Source organism: Mannheimia massilioguelmaensis, assembly GCF_000940515.1.
Classification (GTDB): Bacteria; Pseudomonadota; Gammaproteobacteria; order Enterobacterales; family Pasteurellaceae; genus Basfia; species Basfia bettyae.
In genome coordinates this window covers 176,633-193,813 of the sequence record NZ_CDQL01000003.1, presented here as the reverse complement: position 1 = coordinate 193,813, position 17,181 = coordinate 176,633, and the positions used below count along the sequence as shown (strand labels likewise).

General features: G+C 45.3%; 19 protein-coding genes. All 19 read left to right on the top strand.

Annotated features, from left to right (window positions below; genetic code table 11):
- Nucleotides 1-1,638, top strand: a complete 1,638-nt coding sequence (locus BN1226_RS01260; protein WP_005760381.1) for a DUF935 domain-containing protein — start codon at nucleotides 1-3, stop codon at nucleotides 1,636-1,638.
- Nucleotides 1,625-2,902 carry a phage minor head protein gene (locus tag BN1226_RS01255; protein WP_005760387.1) on the top strand — a complete coding sequence of 426 codons (1,278 nt, stop codon included), beginning with the start codon at nucleotides 1,625-1,627 and terminating at the stop codon, nucleotides 2,900-2,902. The genes BN1226_RS01260 and BN1226_RS01255 overlap by 14 nt, the downstream gene beginning before the upstream one ends.
- A 110-nt stretch (nucleotides 2,903-3,012) precedes the next feature.
- Complete coding sequence (locus tag BN1226_RS01250; protein ID WP_005760365.1) at nucleotides 3,013-3,498, top strand: phage virion morphogenesis protein; 486 nt, start codon at nucleotides 3,013-3,015, stop codon at nucleotides 3,496-3,498.
- Nucleotides 3,499-3,751: 253 nt separating this feature from the next.
- The gene (locus tag BN1226_RS01245; RefSeq protein WP_005760369.1) at nucleotides 3,752-4,807 is read left to right on the top strand and encodes a phage protease; all 1,056 of its coding nucleotides are present in this window, start codon (nucleotides 3,752-3,754) and stop codon (nucleotides 4,805-4,807) included.
- Nucleotides 4,807-5,727 carry a Mu-like prophage major head subunit gpT family protein gene (locus tag BN1226_RS01240; RefSeq protein WP_005760375.1) on the top strand — a complete coding sequence of 307 codons (921 nt, stop codon included), beginning with the start codon at nucleotides 4,807-4,809 and terminating at the stop codon, nucleotides 5,725-5,727. Before BN1226_RS01245 ends, BN1226_RS01240 begins: the two co-directional genes overlap by 1 nt.
- 34 nt (nucleotides 5,728-5,761) lie before the next feature.
- The gene (locus BN1226_RS01235; RefSeq protein ID WP_005760390.1) at nucleotides 5,762-6,109 is read left to right on the top strand and encodes a hypothetical protein; all 348 of its coding nucleotides are present in this window, start codon (nucleotides 5,762-5,764) and stop codon (nucleotides 6,107-6,109) included.
- A 3-nt stretch (nucleotides 6,110-6,112) separates the two neighbouring features.
- On the top strand, nucleotides 6,113-6,535 hold the full coding sequence (locus BN1226_RS01230; RefSeq protein WP_005760394.1) for a gp436 family protein: 423 nt from the start codon (nucleotides 6,113-6,115) through the stop codon (nucleotides 6,533-6,535).
- Nucleotides 6,519-7,163 (top strand): phage protein Gp37, encoded by a 645-nt coding sequence (locus BN1226_RS01225; protein ID WP_005760389.1) that lies wholly within the window; start codon nucleotides 6,519-6,521, stop codon nucleotides 7,161-7,163. Before BN1226_RS01230 ends, BN1226_RS01225 begins: the two co-directional genes overlap by 17 nt.
- Nucleotides 7,160-7,336, top strand: a complete 177-nt coding sequence (locus BN1226_RS10530; RefSeq protein ID WP_077064977.1) for a DUF2635 domain-containing protein — start codon at nucleotides 7,160-7,162, stop codon at nucleotides 7,334-7,336. The genes BN1226_RS01225 and BN1226_RS10530 overlap by 4 nt, the downstream gene beginning before the upstream one ends.
- Nucleotides 7,329-8,738 (top strand): phage tail sheath subtilisin-like domain-containing protein, encoded by a 1,410-nt coding sequence (locus BN1226_RS01220; protein ID WP_005760364.1) that lies wholly within the window; start codon nucleotides 7,329-7,331, stop codon nucleotides 8,736-8,738. The genes BN1226_RS10530 and BN1226_RS01220 overlap by 8 nt, the downstream gene beginning before the upstream one ends.
- A 9-nt stretch (nucleotides 8,739-8,747) precedes the next feature.
- Complete coding sequence (locus BN1226_RS01215) at nucleotides 8,748-9,116, top strand: phage tail tube protein (RefSeq protein WP_005760385.1); 369 nt, start codon at nucleotides 8,748-8,750, stop codon at nucleotides 9,114-9,116.
- Nucleotides 9,116-9,463 (top strand): hypothetical protein, encoded by a 348-nt coding sequence (locus tag BN1226_RS01210; RefSeq protein WP_005760367.1) that lies wholly within the window; start codon nucleotides 9,116-9,118, stop codon nucleotides 9,461-9,463. The genes BN1226_RS01215 and BN1226_RS01210 overlap by 1 nt, the downstream gene beginning before the upstream one ends.
- A gap of 277 nt (nucleotides 9,464-9,740) precedes the next feature.
- Nucleotides 9,741-11,954: a phage tail tape measure protein gene (locus BN1226_RS01205; protein ID WP_044469650.1), complete on the top strand. Its 2,214-nt coding sequence runs from the start codon at nucleotides 9,741-9,743 to the stop codon at nucleotides 11,952-11,954.
- A 2-nt stretch (nucleotides 11,955-11,956) separates the two neighbouring features.
- Nucleotides 11,957-13,348 (top strand): DNA circularization protein, encoded by a 1,392-nt coding sequence (locus BN1226_RS01200; RefSeq protein ID WP_005760397.1) that lies wholly within the window; start codon nucleotides 11,957-11,959, stop codon nucleotides 13,346-13,348.
- Nucleotides 13,332-14,459 (top strand): phage baseplate assembly protein, encoded by a 1,128-nt coding sequence (locus tag BN1226_RS01195; RefSeq protein WP_005760366.1) that lies wholly within the window; start codon nucleotides 13,332-13,334, stop codon nucleotides 14,457-14,459. The genes BN1226_RS01200 and BN1226_RS01195 overlap by 17 nt, the downstream gene beginning before the upstream one ends.
- 2 nt (nucleotides 14,460-14,461) lie before the next feature.
- Nucleotides 14,462-15,097: a phage baseplate assembly protein V gene (locus BN1226_RS01190; RefSeq protein ID WP_005760368.1), complete on the top strand. Its 636-nt coding sequence runs from the start codon at nucleotides 14,462-14,464 to the stop codon at nucleotides 15,095-15,097.
- Nucleotides 15,098-15,164: 67 nt separating this feature from the next.
- Nucleotides 15,165-15,515 (top strand): phage GP46 family protein, encoded by a 351-nt coding sequence (locus tag BN1226_RS01185; protein ID WP_040596324.1) that lies wholly within the window; start codon nucleotides 15,165-15,167, stop codon nucleotides 15,513-15,515.
- 14 nt (nucleotides 15,516-15,529) lie between these two features.
- Entirely contained in the window at nucleotides 15,530-16,594 is a 1,065-nt protein-coding gene (locus tag BN1226_RS01180; protein ID WP_044469649.1) for a baseplate J/gp47 family protein, read from the top strand.
- Nucleotides 16,594-17,172, top strand: coding sequence for a YmfQ family protein (locus BN1226_RS01175; protein ID WP_005760373.1), 579 nt, complete (start codon nucleotides 16,594-16,596; stop codon nucleotides 17,170-17,172). Before BN1226_RS01180 ends, BN1226_RS01175 begins: the two co-directional genes overlap by 1 nt.
- Nucleotides 17,173-17,181: the final 9 nt, after the last annotated feature.

The window sequence follows — 17,181 nt, the reverse complement described above, 5'->3', positions numbered from 1 at the left end:
ATGAAATTTTGGGAAAAATTTAAGATATTGATGGGGGCGAAAACCGAGCCAACCCAAACCGATGAAGCAATGGTAACGGCTAATGGGCGCGTTTTATCCGATCACCCAAGCAACCGCATCACCCCGTCAAAACTGAAAAGTATTTTAGAAGACGCGGAAAACGGCGACATTACAGCACAGCACGAATTGTTTATGGACATCGAAGAACAAGACAGTGCCATCGGAGCGAATATTCAGACGCGCAAACGGGCGATTTTGACGCTGGATTGGCGCATTGCTGAACCGCGTAATGCAACACCGGCGGAAGAAAAACTGCAAACCGAAATTGACGAACTATTTTATCAATATCCGAACTTTGAAAACTTGCTGATGGATATGATGGACGCGGTAGGTCACGGTTTTTCTGCGTTGGAAATCGAATGGAAACTTGAGGGCGGTAAGTACATTCCGAATAACTTTATCGCCCGCCCGCAGTCATGGTTCAAACTAGATAAAAATGACAATCTCTTGTTAAAAACCCCGAAAAATGCCATGGGTGAACCTTTGCGTCCGTTCGGCTGGGTGGTGCATTCGCACAAATCCCGTTCCGTGCAACTAGCGCGCATGGGGTTATTCCGTACACTGGCTTGGCTTTATATGTTTAAGCATTATTCTGTGCGGGATTTTGCCGAATTTTTAGAGCTTTACGGCATGCCGATTCGTATTGGTAAATATGGCGCAGGTGCAACCAACGAGGAAAAACGCACGCTATTACGCGCCCTTGCGCAAATCGGACATAACGCCGCAGGGATTATGCCTGATTCTATGACTATCGAATTGCATAATGCGGCAAATACTGGTGCTGGGTCGGCAAATAACCCTTTCTTGCAAATGGTGGACTGGTGCGAAAAATCCATTGCCCGCCTGATTTTGGGGCAAACGCTCACATCAGGTGCAGACGGTAAAAGCTCAACTAATGCCTTGGGCAACGTGCATAATGAAGTGCGCCGTGATTTGTTGGTGTCAGACGCAAAACAAGTGGCACAGACCATCACACAGCAAATCATCCTGCCTTATTTGCAGATTAACGTTGATCCGAATATTGCATTACATCGAGTGCCCTATTTTGAGTTTGACACCAAGAAATACGATGATTTAAGCACTTTTGCTGATGCCATCCCTAAACTTGTGAGCATTGGCGTGCAAATCCCCGAAAAATGGACGCGCGATAAGCTCGGTATTCCGGAAGCGCAAGACGGTGAAGTGGTTTTAAAAGCCGTTCAAAGCGATGTTAATCCCGATTTAAAAACACCGGGGAAATCTACCGCACTTTCAGCCCACGTGGTGGGTTGTCAGTGTGCCGGTTGTTCGGGTAAAGGTGCGCACGTGGCGTTGTCGGCAGTCAACAAGGGCGAAACGGAACAGGATTTGTTGGATAACAGTTTAAACGAGGCGTTAAATGTGATTGACTTTAACCGCCAATTAGACCCAGTGGTGCGTCAATTAGCAGTCATATTAACCGCATGCAACTCCTATGAAGATGCAAGTGATAAATTAGCCGAAATTTACCCGGATTTAAATAACGCAGAACATCAACGTTATTTGACACAAGCCGTCTTTTTGTCCGAATTGTTGGGAGTCAGCAATGCCAAGCGTTAATTTCGTTTTGGGATTAGAACCGAAAAAAGCCATTGAGTTTTTAAGGGATAAAAAGGCCATATTAGGGCATTTTGATGAAGATGCTTTAATGGATAGCGCTCGAGTAAAAGCAACGCGTATCGCCAATTTATCCAGCCTTGAGATGAGTAAAGACATCTACCAGTCTTTAGTTGATGCACAGGCACAAGGCTTACCTTTTAGCGAGTGGAAAAAAGGAATTTTTGAACATTTTAAGAAAAAAGGATGGATTGCCGGGTATGACAAAGAATATTTGCTTGCAGATCCGAAAACCGGTGAATATTTTGGCTCACCACGTCGATTAGAGACGATTTATCGCACCAACATGCAATCTGCCTATTCTTCTCAGCGCTATGCCGAAATGAGAGATAACGCAGATAATCGACCTTATTGGCAATATTCGGCAGTAAATGATGATCGCACCCGCCCAAGTCATTCTGCTATGCACGGTTTGGTTTATCGCTATGATGATCCATTTTGGGCGACATTTTACCCACCCAACGGATTTAATTGTCGATGTTCGGTCATTGCATTAGCCGAGCGTGACATTAACCGCCGCAATCTGGTCGTTGGGGATAGCACAGATCGTTTGATTGATTACGACCGAAAAATCAATGCCACCACAACGGAAAAAACGACCGCATTTAAATTGTCAGATGATAAATGGATTATTACGGATAGAGGCTTTGATTACAATGTCGGACGAACCGTATATAAACCTAATTTATCGCTTTATCCTGAATCATTAGCACACCAATTTGCTAAACGTGAAATGGGCGGCGAGTGCTTTAAATTTGATTTTAAACAGTTCGAAAAAGAATTCTCGCCTTATGTTGATGATTATAAAAAGCTAAAAGGCAAAAATGAGCGTGAGGCATTTTTAAACCCGATTCGAGAACGGTTTAAAATGGACTATAAATTTATTGCTGGTGTGTTAAACGAAGATACCAAGCGGCAAATTAAAACTGATTTATCCACAGTTTGGCTTTCGGATGACTCATTAATTAAACAAATTGCAAATCGTTACGGGCAAGATTTTGATTTTGATGACTATGCGCGGTTGCCGGACGTGTTATATAGCCCTGACAAAATAGAGCAAGACGGTAAAAATACGTTTAAATTTTACAAAGAAGTGGATTCACGGCGATTGATAGCTGTCATTAAAGTGCTTAATGGTAGCAATGAGATTTACTTGACATCGCAACACTTAGCAAGTGATCGACAATGGCGAAAAGCGTTTAAATAGATATGTCGCCCGGTGGGACTCGAACACCCCCACACATCAATCCCTGCTCCAATAGCATTCGTTCGCAGTTTTCGAGATTCGCTGCTACGGGCGACTAGAGGCACTATAACATGATAGAAGTAAAAATCAACAACGAAAAAGAACTTATCCACGCATTATCACAATTAGCGCAACATGTGAAATATAATGCGCCGCTTATGCGTACGATAGCTGGTACAATGCAATCTGCAGTTGACCAAAACTTTGAAGCCGGTGGGCGTCCTGCTTGGCTTGGTGTGAAAAGTCGCCCTGACGGAAAACCATTGATTGATAGCGGTGCATTAAGAAATAGCATCCATTCCAGTTGGGATAACAACGAAGCGCAGGTTGGGACAAACCTAAAATATGCGGCTATCCATCAATTCGGCGGAAAAACCAGTCCGCATAAAATCAAACCGGTCACTAAAAAAGCCTTGGCATTCGGAGGAATTGTCAGAAAATCAGTAGATCACCCAGGAAGTGATATTCCTGCCCGCCCATTCTTGGTTTTAACACCACAAGACGAGGAGGATATTTTAGAGGATGTGCAAGCCTATTTTCGGAGTGTAGTTAAATAAAACATAAAACCGCCCTAAATCGTGCGTATTTGCATTTTTATGATTGTAGGGGTGATTTATCGAATTAAATTTTTTAAAACGATTTAAAAGGATTTAAAAAGGTTTTAAAAATAGTTTAAGATTAAATGCAACATCCAATTTCATTTTTTCAAAAATTCTAACCTAGAGGGGAGTGAGGAAGTCACTCCCCTCTTTTCATTTTTTCCAATCCGTTATTCTGTTATCCGCTATTAAAGAACGAGGATAACAAACGATGCACATTAAGCCGATTGCGTTAAGTTTCGCGCTTAACAAAAAAACAAATGGGCGTATTCAGTTGTTCCCCTTTGGTCGTTTTTATTCGCAAGATGGACGCACCGAAGGTGCAGGAGGCTGGTATGTAGATGACACTAACGGCTACGCTTTGGCTGAAGATATTAATCAGCTAAAAATTAAGCTCATGATCGACTACGAACATCAAACCCTATTTATTGAGAAAAACGGCAAACCTAACCCTGCCGCAGGTTGGATGGAAACGGCGGAGTATATTTCCGGTGAAGGCATTTTTGTCGATGTAGATTGGACAAAAAAAGCCCATCAACAAATTCGAGACGGGGAATATCGTTACATTTCGCCTCTGTTTTTGACTGAGCCGGACGGCAAGGTAACGAAAGTGCTGAATGCAGCATTAACCAATCGCCCTGCTTGTCATGACTTGGCGGAAGCTGTCGCCTTCTCATCCCAATTTAATCAACATCAACACAAAAAGGACAATTCCATGCTGGAGTTATTACGCCAATTATTCGGCACGCCGGAAGCGACCGAAGACGAAATGAAACAAAAACTGACCGCACTTTCTGCGGCTAAGGGCGACAGCCCGGTGGCACTCAGTGATGTGTACGGTAAGTTAAAAGAAAAAGACGGTGAAGTCGTCGCTTTAACTGCGAAAGTCGGCGCAGAGCCTGATCCGAGCAAATATGTGCCGTTATCGGCAATGAAAGATGTGCAAGACAAACTAAACGCGTTAAGCGCGCAAGTGCATGGCGATAAAGTCAATGACTTGATTCAAACGGCATTATCTGACGGGCGTTTATTGCCATCACAAAAAGAATGGGCGGAAAAATTAGGTAAATCCGACATTACGGCCCTTTCTGATTATTTAACTGTTGCAACGCCAAATCAAGCTTTAGCAGGCGGTCATCAAGCGAACGAAGACCCGAATAAAGGCAATGTGGTGGCATTAACCGCAGAACAACAAGCCGTAGCCAAAATGCTTGGCATGACAGATGCGGATTACATTAAAAAATATCAGTCTCAGGAGGCTAAATAATGTCAATCAATAAAGCACAGGTGTTAAACCACATCACAGAAGCCTTTCGTAAAGAATTTATCAAAGGCTTAGAAAACCACCCTACTCAGTGGGCAAAAATCGCTATGGAAATTCCTTCCACAACGAAAACCAATACTTACGGATTTTTAGGTAAATTCCCGAAAATGCGTGAATGGGTTGGCCAACGTCAAATTCAAAGTATGCAAGCGCAAGGTACAAGCATTACTAACAAAAAATTTGAATCAACCGTCGGCATTCCGCGCGAAGACATTGAAGATGATCAGGTCGGTCTATATGCGCCAATGATGCAATTAGCGGGTCAATCTGCCGCCGAATTACCTGATGACGAAGTATTCAGCTTGTTGAAAAAAGGTAAATCTACGCTGTGTTATGACGGTCAGAACTTCTTTGACACAGATCACCCGGTGTTTGAGAAAGTGGACGGCACAGGCAACAGTACCACTCAAGTGAACTTAACAGTGGGGACAGATAACGATTCGCCAACGTTCTATATCGTGGATGCCCGTTTGCCGATTAAACCGTTAATCTGGCAAAAACGCACCGCACCGGAAATTGAGCCGAAGTTTGACCCGGCAAAATCCGAACACGTCTTCATGGAAGATGAATACTTATGGGGTGTGCGTGCCCGTGGTGCGGCTGGTTTCGGTTTTTGGCAATTAATCCACCGTGTGGAAAAAACCAAATTAACCAAAGAAAACGTGCAAAAAGTCATCCAAACCATGAAAGGCTTGAAAGGTGACGGTGGCAAAGCATTAAACATTCAGCCGAATTTAATTTTGGTTCCGACCAACCTTGAGTATGCGGCAAAAGAATTGTTTAAAACTAAACAAATCAACGGCACAACCAACATCCTCGAAAGTGAATTGGAGGTGCTCGCCTCTCCATTCATTAACGAATAACCAAACGGGCGGGAAACCGCCCTAGGAGTTAATTATGGCTAAGAAAAACCAAAAAGACGAAGTAGCGCAAGACGTGCAAACAGCACCGGATGAACAGGCGCAAACCCAAGTCGAAACCGGTGAGGATAACGCTGAAAGTGCGCCCAAAAGTGCGGTAGAAAAACACGATGAATCAGGCGACAAAGAAGGGCAAGTGATTGTGCCTATCGGTTATTCGGTGAAATTGCGTGAAATCCATCCGCAAGCAACGTATGGGCGTTGCGGTTATCGCTTTAACAAAACCGATGCGGTTTACATCGCAGCGGATGACTTAACGGCTGAACAAACTTTAACGCTTGCGGAAGACCCTTGGTTAGAGCTGATTCCGGTGTGTGAGGATTAAACCATGTATGCAACGGTAAAAGATTTTGTTTTACGCATTGGCGAGTTTCAGACAATCCAGCTGACTGACCGTGACCGCGAAGGCGTGGTGAATGAAAGCGTGCTGACCATTGCGCTATCTGACAGCACAAGCCAAATCGACGGTTATTTAAGTGCGCGTTATCGCTTACCGTTGCCGACAATCCCGCAAAACTTAACCCGTATTTGTTGTGATCTTACCCGCTATCGTTTGGCGAGTATGTCTGAGGTAACGATTACTGACGAAATTATCACGCGCTATAAATTGAGTTTAAAAGAGCTTGAGGACTTGGCAGCAGGAAAGATTTCGCTTGGTATTGACATTGAAGATGAGCAACAAAGCGACGGCAATGTGGTGATGTTTACCAATCCGAACAATAGGATTTTTGGCCGTGATAACCGAAATTGAAAATGCACTGGTTGACCGCTTGACACGCGGCTTGGGACAGCTTGCTAATACCGTAAAAAGCTACGGTGGTGAGCTGGACGACGAAAGCCTTGGAACGGGGCGTTTGCCTATGGTGTTGGTGACGTTCGGTGGCGCACGAATTGAGCCGATGACGGTGCGAGGCAATGCGTTTCGCACCACCGCCAAGTTTGTAGTGATTGTGGCAGTACGCTCATTGCGTAGCAATCAAGCAGCACGACAAGGCGGTGTGGACAAACGAGAAATCGGCGCAAATCAGTTGATTTATGCAGTGCGCCGCTTGCTGGACGCGCAACGTTTAGGCGGATTGGTGAAACCGTTAAAACCGTTGGCGATTCGGACGTTGTTTAACAATGCGCAGTTTCGCACGGAGAAAGTCACGGCGTATGCCATTGAGTACGAGGCTGCGTTTGATGATATCGCCCCGCTGGAAGACGGTTTGTATCCGGAAAAAACACAAGACCCGGCTAACCCTGATTTTGTGTTTACCCATTATGCGGCCGAACTCTCCCCGGCGTCACCAATCCTTGAACATGTGGACGGCAAACTGTATGACCCGAACAACAATGCCGAGGTCAGATTTAGTGTAAAAACAAAGGATAAAACATGATTGTAAAAGCAGCCCCCGGGGTGAAAGTCCCTTTAGAAAATCAGCCGTATGCCTACATCGAGCAGGAACCGGTTGAAGTGGAAAATACGGTCTATTATCAGCGCAGAATCGCTGATGGCGACTTAATCGAAGTGCAACCAACCATCAAGCAGAGAGGTGCAGGCAATGACTAACATTGAATTTGAAAAAATCCCGAACAGCTTACGCAAACCGGGGGTTTATACGGAGTATAACGCCAAAGGCGCGCTAACTACTCTGCCGACTAACGAGCAAGAAGTGCTAATTGTTGCGCCGATGATTGGGGGGACAACCGCATTTACTCAGCCGTTACGCGTGTATTCCGATCTTGATGCCGCAACCGCATTTGGTGCCGGATCATGGGCGCATTTAATGACGCGCATGGCCATTACCAACAACTCCTTGATCCGTTTATCTGTGATGGGTTTGGCGGATAGTTCCTCCGGCGTGTCGGCAAGTGGTCGTTTGGCTTTAACCGGGACGGCAACCAGCCAAGGTGTTATGACAGCAACGATTGCCGGTGTTGACTACAAAGTTGCCGTAGCAAAAGGTGAAAAAGCCAAGGATGTTGCCGCCCGATTAAACGCTGTGATTAACGGTGCGACAGATTGCCCGGCAACGGCATCTGTGAGCGAAAGCACGATTACGCTTACGGCTAAATGCAAAGGTGCCATCGGAAATGAAATTAATTTAACTGCTACAAACACGGCTAAAGACATGACATTGTCCGCAACCGCTTTTGCCAACGGCGCAGAAAATGCGGATTTAGCCCCTGCATTAGCAAGTGTTGCCGGTACGCATTACCACGTCATCATTTCGCCGTTTGCGGATGATAAAAATGCCAAAGCCTTGCGTGAGCATTTAGAATCCGTGTCTGCGCCACTTGAGAAAAAAACTGCTATCGGCGTGCTGGCATGGCGTGGCAGTATGGCGACCGGCACAACGTACACCGAAAAAATCAACAGCGAGCGTGTCACTTGTGGTTGGTACAAAGGCGCGATTGAATCCTGTGCGTTAATTGCGGCAGGTTTTGGTGCGGTGATTGCAGGCGAAGAAGACCCGGCACGTCCGTTAAATACCCTTGAAATTAAAGGTTTAACGGAAGTTGACCCGACACAAACCCCGTTATTGACCGAAGCGAATCAAGCGTTATATCACGGTTTAACCCCGATTACCGTTGTAAATCATCGTGTCCGTATTATGCGTGCGATCACCACTTACACCAAGTCGGCAACCAATACGGATGACCCGAGTTACTTAGATTTAACTACCATCCGAACCTTGGACTATACGCGCAAAGCCATTGAACAGCGCATTGAGTTGCGTTTCCCTCGCGCCAAGTTGTCTAAACGTACACCGGACAAAGTGCGGTCTGAAATCCTAGATGTTTTATTGCGTTTGGAAAACGAAGAAATCTTGGAAAACGTGGCGCAGCATAAAGCGAAACTGTTGGTGCAACGCAACGGTGTTGACCCGAACCGCTTGGATTGTGTCATCCCGACTGATGTGGTGAACGGATTGCATGTTGTTGCTAACCGCATTGATTTAATTTTATAGGAGGCATAGATGGCTCAAGAATTCGCCAGTCTTGGCATTGTCGAAGTGGACGGTCAAGAAATTGAACTTACCAAGCTTGATGTAAAAACCGTAACAGGCCGCAAGCCTGTAAAAACTATTAACCGTAAAGGACGTGTGAAAGGCTTTGCCAAAGGCATTACTGAATATACGTTATCTATAACCGTTGTTGTGCCGTTAAACGCGGCAGAGCCTGATTGGGATAACGTGACAGATGCCAAAATCACGGTAGAAGAAGAAAACGGTAAACGAATCTCATACATCGGCTGTTTTACTACCGAAACCGGCACAAGCTATACCGTAGATAGCGAAGAAGTACGCGATTTGCAAATGGTCGCCTTAGACAAGGTTGAAGAATAATGAAAACCCGTTTGAAACTTGGCGTACTGTATAACGGCACGCTACATCATGACGTGTTAGTCAAGATTTTGACCGTGGGTGGTGAATGCCAAGCGGCGGAAGTTATCAGTGACCTTGGGTTAAGTGACAAAGAGACGTTAAGCACCGCAGAACAAATGCTGGTTGATTTGGCGTATTTGGCGCAACAAGTCGAGTTTGACGGCATTCCGCGCGAGGCAGTGACTCCGGCATACTTGCTCGATAATCTTGCCACTGATGATTACGTGTTGATTAACAACGAAATCAATCAACTGCGAAAAAAGCGCATGGGCGTTTCGGAAGACCAAGAGACGGCAAACGAAGCGTAAAACGGCGCAATGTCAGCGAGGTTTGGCAGGCGTATGAAAACTACCGCTCGGCAACGATTTTACTGGGTAAGTTTGGATTTACCGCGCAAGCCGTCTGGGATATGTGTCACGCCGAAGTTAGCGCATGGATTAACAGCTATTTAGCGAGCCAAGGCGCGAAAACCCAACACAACACCGATGAAACTACGACGTCCTATGTTTTTAAGCGTCGTAAAAATAAGGGGGCGTAATGCCCCTTTTTTATTGCTGTTAAATTACGTTTAAACAAGGTTTAAAAATGGCAAATATGGATCTCTCTTTAACACTCAAAGCGAAAGACTACGCCAGTAGCGTAGTAAAAAGCGTTGAAAACAGTGTTAGCAAATCAACCAAAAATATTGAAAACCAAGCTCAACGTAGCGCTACCACGCAACAAAGAGCGGTGCGCCAAACGGCACAAGTAACAGAACAAAGCTACCGCCAAATCCAACAGGCTGCGCGCAGTCGCGAAACTATTGGCGTGCGTAGTGAACGTAGTATCCAAAACGAAATCAACCGCACCCGAGCAGCATACGACCAATTAAAACGCAGTGGCATTGCTTCTGGTCGCGAATTAGACCGTGCCGCTATGGCGACGAAACGCCGTATTGCGGAGTTAAATGCAGAAATGGGCAAAGTGTCCATGGGGCAAAAGTTTGGAAATGTGATGCGCGTAGGTGGGGCGATGGTCGCTGGGGCAATTGGTGTGAAAAATACGATTGCGCCGGCACTGAATGACAAAAAACAATGGGACAGCAATGTCGCCGAGGTCGCGCTAACTGCGTTTAACGATAAATCTGCTGAATATATTCAAACTGAGGGCTTTGCAAGAATTAATAAAGCCGTGCTGGATACGGTAGAAAAACATGGTACGGCTGACCAAGCATTGCAAGGTTTGGATGGGATGTTAAAAGGCGGCATGAGTTTTGACGAAGCCGTAGCGAATCTGGATGTCGCACAAAAAATGCAAATTGCCGGTAATGCTAGCGGTCAAGATGTTGGATCATTAGTGAAAACGTTAAGCGATTACGGTTTCAAGGGTGATGATTTAAGTAAAGCGCTTGAGATGACATTACAGTCAGGGTACGAGGGAAAATTTGAAATTTCTGACATGATTAGCAAATTGCCGTCTATTTTATCCACGGCAAAAAACAATTCCTATTCCGGGATTGAGGATTTTAAATTTATTCTTGCTTGGTTGCAAAGTGCAGCAAATAAAGCCGGCTCTAATGACGAAGCTGCAACTAATGTTACCAATGCATTAAATAAACAAACAGCCGCAGATACCGTAACACGACTTAAAAAGTTAGATCACCCAGCCTTAAAAGGCAAAGGCATTGATGTTGAGCAATCCATGCTGGAGGGAGCCAAACGAGGTGACAATCCGACCAAAGTGCTGATTAAAATTGTAGATGAAATGCTGAAAAGCGACAAAGAATACCAAGCATTACGCAAAAAATTAGCGCAAACCACCAAAGATACGGAAAAACAAGAAATCCAACGTCAGCTTGATTTAAAACGCGGCTTTTTAATTGCCCAAGTTATGCCGGATACTCAAGCAAAAGCAGGTTTGATTGCCGCCGCCGACAAAGAACAGGTAGAACCTCATATTGAAAAATTAGATCAGAATAAATTAGGTCAAGGCATTGATAAAGCTGTGGAAATTAAAAATTCTACAGCTGCTGCAGTGGAAGCACGGGCTGAATCGCTTAAGTTCATGCATGCTCAATCCCTACTAGGCAATGTTAATGAAGCTGGTAAAGCCTATGATCAGTGGTTTATTGACAATATGAAAGACCATCCTGAATTAGCTGGTGCAGCACAGGTGGCAAGTGTTGCCGGAACTGCCGCAATGTACGGTTTAGGTGGTTATATGGTTAGTGGGTTGGGCGGTTTAGGTTCAGGGGTAACGGCTACTACGGGAGCAGGTCTGGCTACTGGTGCAAGTAAGGCAGCTAAAATCTTAAGAATTGGTGGTGGCGCCACGTTGGGGTTAGGGGTTGGAGCACTTGTCATGGCAAGTGATAACTATGTGTATGCAAAAGCCGTTGAAGAAGCGCAACAGGAAAAATTTAATGCAGAAACCAAAGATTCTCAACAGGCCTTTTATTCAGCAGCTTATCCAAGCAAATCGGTGTTTCAGTATGCCCCACCTGTCCCAGCGCCTGAAAAGTCAGTTTGGTCTTTAGCAAGTGGCGGCTATGCACTTGGTGATGCCGCTAAACGAAAAGAAATCGCCGATGAACGTTTAAAGCGAGGCACATTAACACAAGATGAATATAACCGTCGTGTGCAAGTGCCCGACTATAAAGCCGAATTTCAGCAGCTTGGGAATACGATTACCGAAGGTATGAAGCAAGCGGTGGAAAGTCAGAACTTTACTATTCAGAATCAAATTCGCGTGGACTTAGACAGTCGGACGATTGCCGAAAGCACGTCCGAAAACCAATATCGCGAACTTAAACGGGGGTAAAAATGAAAGGTTGGACAATGCCAATCCAGCAGGCATCTTATCGCGGTGTGCGATTTGATGTGGTGAGTGTGGATGATAATTTAGAACGCGCCACCATTACGCACGCATATCCGTTTGTGAATGGCGGCGACATTGAAGATTTAGGTTTAAATCCGCTTACCATCCAACTGCAAGCCGTGTTTTATGGTGAGGGGTATTACACCGATTTTAAGAGATTTTTATCAGCCCTGGAAAAACAAGGTGCGGCGGTGTTGGTGCATCCGATTCGCGGGCGGTTGCAAAATATGCTTTGCACCTCGGCTTATTTTCATCACGAAGCAGATTTTGTGGACTATGTCACAGTCAGTCTTAGCTTCCAAGAAGCCACACCAGCAAAACCGATCTTCTTGTTTAACTTTTCTGTGCTTGGCTTGATTGATGAGTTATTAACCGAGCTCGAAGATTTGGTGGATGATGCATTAGAGCTATATGGCACCTTTATGGAAGGAATTTCTTTTGCCGCTAATGTCAAATCACGTTTATTAGGCTCATTCGGCGCGCTTTACGGCTGTTTTGAACAAGTGCGTGATTTGTTTGATATGGATAAGAAAAAGCACGTTATTTCCGCCAATACACCATCATCAAAAGACGCATTCAGACAACAAGGTGGCAATGCCGTGCGTGAGATGGCGGGCATGATTCGCGACGGCTTAACGGCTATTGCTAACCGTGATGACTTAACCGTGCGTGCGAAATTTGATGAAGTTACTCGCACCGTGAAAGACCTGTTAGAAATTGCACCGAATTTAAGCAATGGCAAAAACAGCAAGTCTAACAAATTGAAATCATTAACCTCATCTTTGACTGCGCAAGATACGAAAGAGATGTTTTGTGCTATCCAGTTGCTGACCACGGCTAATGTTCTGAAAATCGCTACCCAGTTTATTGAAGATGATTCGTTAATCCCATCTGAAATTGATTACATTGTGACGGAATCGCGCTTGCAAGCATTGGCGGCGTTGAATACCGTGCGGGCGTTAGTGCAAGCGGAGCAAAACGCCATGACATTACATTACGTTAAAGATGATTTTGGTTTGATGTCATTAAGTGCGAAAAAACAAACAGGCGCAAGACAACTGCAAACACCGAACACGGGGCTTTATACACAGGCTTACAACACAGCAGAAAAACTGCGTCAACAAAGCCACAAATTGACTCAGTTAGCCTTGGCGGCAATTAACCGCAAACCGCCTTTAATTATTCGTAGAGTCGAATTTGATAGCACGATTCAGCAAGTGGCGCACGCGTTTTATGGCGACTACACACGTGCAAGCGAGTTATTGCGTTTAAATCCACACATTCGTTACCCAAACTTTATTTCCCGTGGCGAGGTACTCAATGGCTATGCAAAATAACGGCTACCCGTTTAACAATGAGATTGTGGTTGAGATTGATGGTAAACAGCACAAAAACTGGAAAAGCTACGACATCGACAGCGATTTTTTAATTCCTGCTGACGCATTTAGTTTTAATGTTGGCGTACCATCAGATAAAACCGTGCTGGAGGATTATTCCGGTAAAACGGCAAAAGTGCTGATTAACGGTGAATTGGTACTGACAGGCATTGTTGACACGACACAACATTCCATTTCAAAAATGGACCGCACTTTTAGCTTAAATGGGCGCGACAAAGCGTCTATTTTAGTGGATTGCTCAGCGCCGATTACCAATGTTAAAGGTTTGATGGTGTTAGATGCGATTAAAAAAATCGTGGAGCCGTTGGGCATTAAAAAAGTGGAACTTAGGGCGGAATCTAACCCAACCTTAGACAAGGTGGACATCGACATTGGCGAAACCGCGTGGAATGCACTAATTCACTGCGCCAATTCGGCGGGGTTGCATGCGTGGTTTGACCCTGCCGGTACGCTGATTGTCGGCGGTGCGGATTACTCTACGCCTCCGGTGGCGACATTGTGTTGCATGAAAGACGGCAAGCGCAACAATTTCACGCAGGCAAGCCTGACCACCGATGTATCCCAAAGCTTTTCAGAGATCACTTTTTTGGCGCAACGGCACGGGCGCAGCGGTGACGACAACAAGAACGATCTGAAATGGGTGTTTAAAGATGACGCCATTGAGACTTATAAGCCAAAGACCGTGATTGTGCCGGATGTAGAAAACTTGGAAGCCCTGAAGAAATGGGCGAAAAAGTACATTACGGACAGCATTTTAAACAGTTTTACTTTGACGATTACCGTGCCTGATCACAAAACCCAAGATGGCGTTTTGTGGACGCCTGGGCAAAGGGTGCATGTTATCTGCGAAGAGTACGATATTGATGCTATTTTCTTTTTGATGGGGCGCCGTTTTATGTTGAGTCGTACAGGGGGTACAACCACCGAATTACGTTTAAAAGAAGATGGCATTTGGACACCCGATGCATATGCTAAAAAATCCGAGAAAGCGCGCAAACGTAAGGGGAAAAAAGCTAAACGTCCAAGTGCATCCATTTATGAGGGGACTTAGGAATGCAAAGATTAGGAAAAGCCATAAGAGAACACACAGAAACCGCCTTGGGCGCTGTTCGCCAAGCCTTTCGCGGGACGTTGAATTTAGTCAAAACTGCGGACAATATTCAAAAGGTGCAGGTGTCGGGGTTAGCAGATGAAACTCTACAAGACGTTGAGTTAATGCAACAATTCGGCCTCACATCCGTGCCGCCCGCGGGAACGCAAGTGGTGGTATTGCCGATGGGCGGGGAGACAACCCACTCCATCGTGATTGCCACGGAAAACGGTTCTTTTAGGGTTAAAAATTTAAAATCGGGCGAGACCGCTGTTTATGACGAAAGCGGAAGCACAATTATTTTAAAACAAGGTCGATTAATCGAAATTGATTGTGATATATTAAAAATAACCGCCACCACTAAAGTTGAGATCAGTAGCCCGATTGTTGAGACAGACCATGTATTTACTGCCCAAGGTCAAATCAACGGCAACGGTGGCATGGCTGTTCAGGGCGGTTATGGTGCATCATTTACGGGCAACGTAACACAAACAAAAGGTAGCTTTACTACTGATGGTGATGTGACTGCTAACGGCAAATCCCTTATTAATCACACCCACCGCGGTGATAGTGGTGGTGTGACCGGAAAACCTCAATAATCAAACGAAAGGCGGTGTGGAACTCTCTCCCCGCCTTTTTCTTTCCCCTTTCTTTTACTCTGTCAGCATGGACAGAGAAATCAGCCCGCTTACCGGGGACTATACAAATTCGCATATCAGTACACTGCAAAATGCTGTGTATATCAGATTAACTACGCCATTAGGCTCGTGGTGGGCAAATGGGCGTGTAGGTTCTCTGCTCCATACTATTCAACGGGAAAAAGACTTAAGCCGTGTTGGCATGTTGGCGCAACAATATGCCGAAGAGGCGTTACAGCCGTTAATTGATGACGGTCGCGCAAGTGAAATCATTGTAACGCATGAACAACCGCACAACGGCAAAGTGCTTCTTTCAATATCTGTGACCGACAGCCGGGGCGAACAATTTACTTTTAAACACCCCGTAAACGTCATTTAAAAGGTGTTTAAATCGTGTTTATTGTGCCCACACTTGAAGAAATCCGCGAAAGTCTGTTACGGGATTATCAAACGTATTACCCCAATGCCGACACGTCCGAAGACAGTGACGCTTATGCGCGTGCCAGTAGTTTAGCAGCGTGCGCGGAAGGGATTTATGCACATCAAAAATGGCTAATTAAACAGTTTTTCCCCGACACTGCTGACACTGAATTTTTAGAAAAACACGCAGGATTGCGCGGTTTGCGCCGTCGCAACGCCACTTATGCAGCAGGCAAAGGTGCCACTATTAGTGGCAATCCTGATGCTGTAATTGCCATAGGACTACAAATCAAAACCGAAGATGGGCGTTTTTATGAGACAACCGAAAGTGCGGTGATTTCCTCCGGTGGCACTGCGGTTGTTGCGGTGCGCTCCCTTGCTACTGGCGCGGTACAAAACATTAAAATTGCTACAAAAGGATCGTTTATGGCGGCGCCAGTTGGCGTGAGCACGGATGTTGTATTAAATGATGTGGTTGGGGCGACCAATGCCGAAAGCGATAGCTCATTGTTGGAGCGTTTGCTTAATAAAATCCGCCGACCCGCAGCAGGTGGCAATAAATACGATTACAAAGACTGGGCGTTAGAGGTGGATGGCGTTGAACAAGCGTATGTTTACCCGCTACGCCGAGGGCTTGGCACAGTAGATATTGCGATTACGGCCGATAATGGCGTGCCAAGTGATGACACGGTGCGTCGAGCGCAAGCTTATATTGATGACGAACGCCCAGTAACAGCAAAAGAAAGCAAAGTCGTTAAACCTGATGTGACAAAAGTCAATTTTAATATCCAGGTTAAAATTAGCGGTGTGGCATTAAATGACATCAAAACGGCTATTCGCAATGCTCTGACTGATTATTTTAACGGTTTGATTCCTGGCGATGACTTGATTGTGTCGCAATGCGAAGCGGTGGTGAGTGATTTAATCGGCGTGGTTGACCGCCGTTTTGTTGCCCCGAATACCAACCGCAAAGCGGATGTTATCAACAAAATCGAATGGTTCCGCCTTGGTGATGTGAATGTAACGGAGATGGCCTAATGCAACATGCTAACGTGCTAAAACAGCTTTATCCGCCGGTAAGTTACAACATCAACGGAGAACATTTTATCGCACAATGCGAAGTGGACGGCAATGCGTTTGACCGTTTACAACAAAGTGCGGTGGAAATTTTAAGCGTTATCGAACCAGCCACATCAAACCAAATGTTAGCCGATTGGGAACGCATTTGTGGGATTAAAACGGATTTAAGCAAGTCTTATCAAGAGCGCGTTAAACGCGTCATTGTGCAGTTAAATGCTGTTGGAGGGTTGTCCATTCCATACTTCGCACGCATTGCCGAAAGTATCGGTTATCAGATCCAAATTAAAGAGTTTTCGCCTTTACAAAATGACCTGCCTAATCCCGGTGACTTGGTGCAATTTCGCAATGAGCCGCGTGATAGCTTGATTTATATGTGGCGGGTGACGGTGTTAAACGGTGACGACAATATTGTGTATTTCCGTGCGGGTAGTTCGTTTGCCGGCGATCACTTGGTTGAGTTTGGTGATCCGATTATTGAGGAGTTTTTTAGAGACTTAAAGCCAGCACACACCTACTGCTATTTTGCGTATCAATAGAGAGATAAA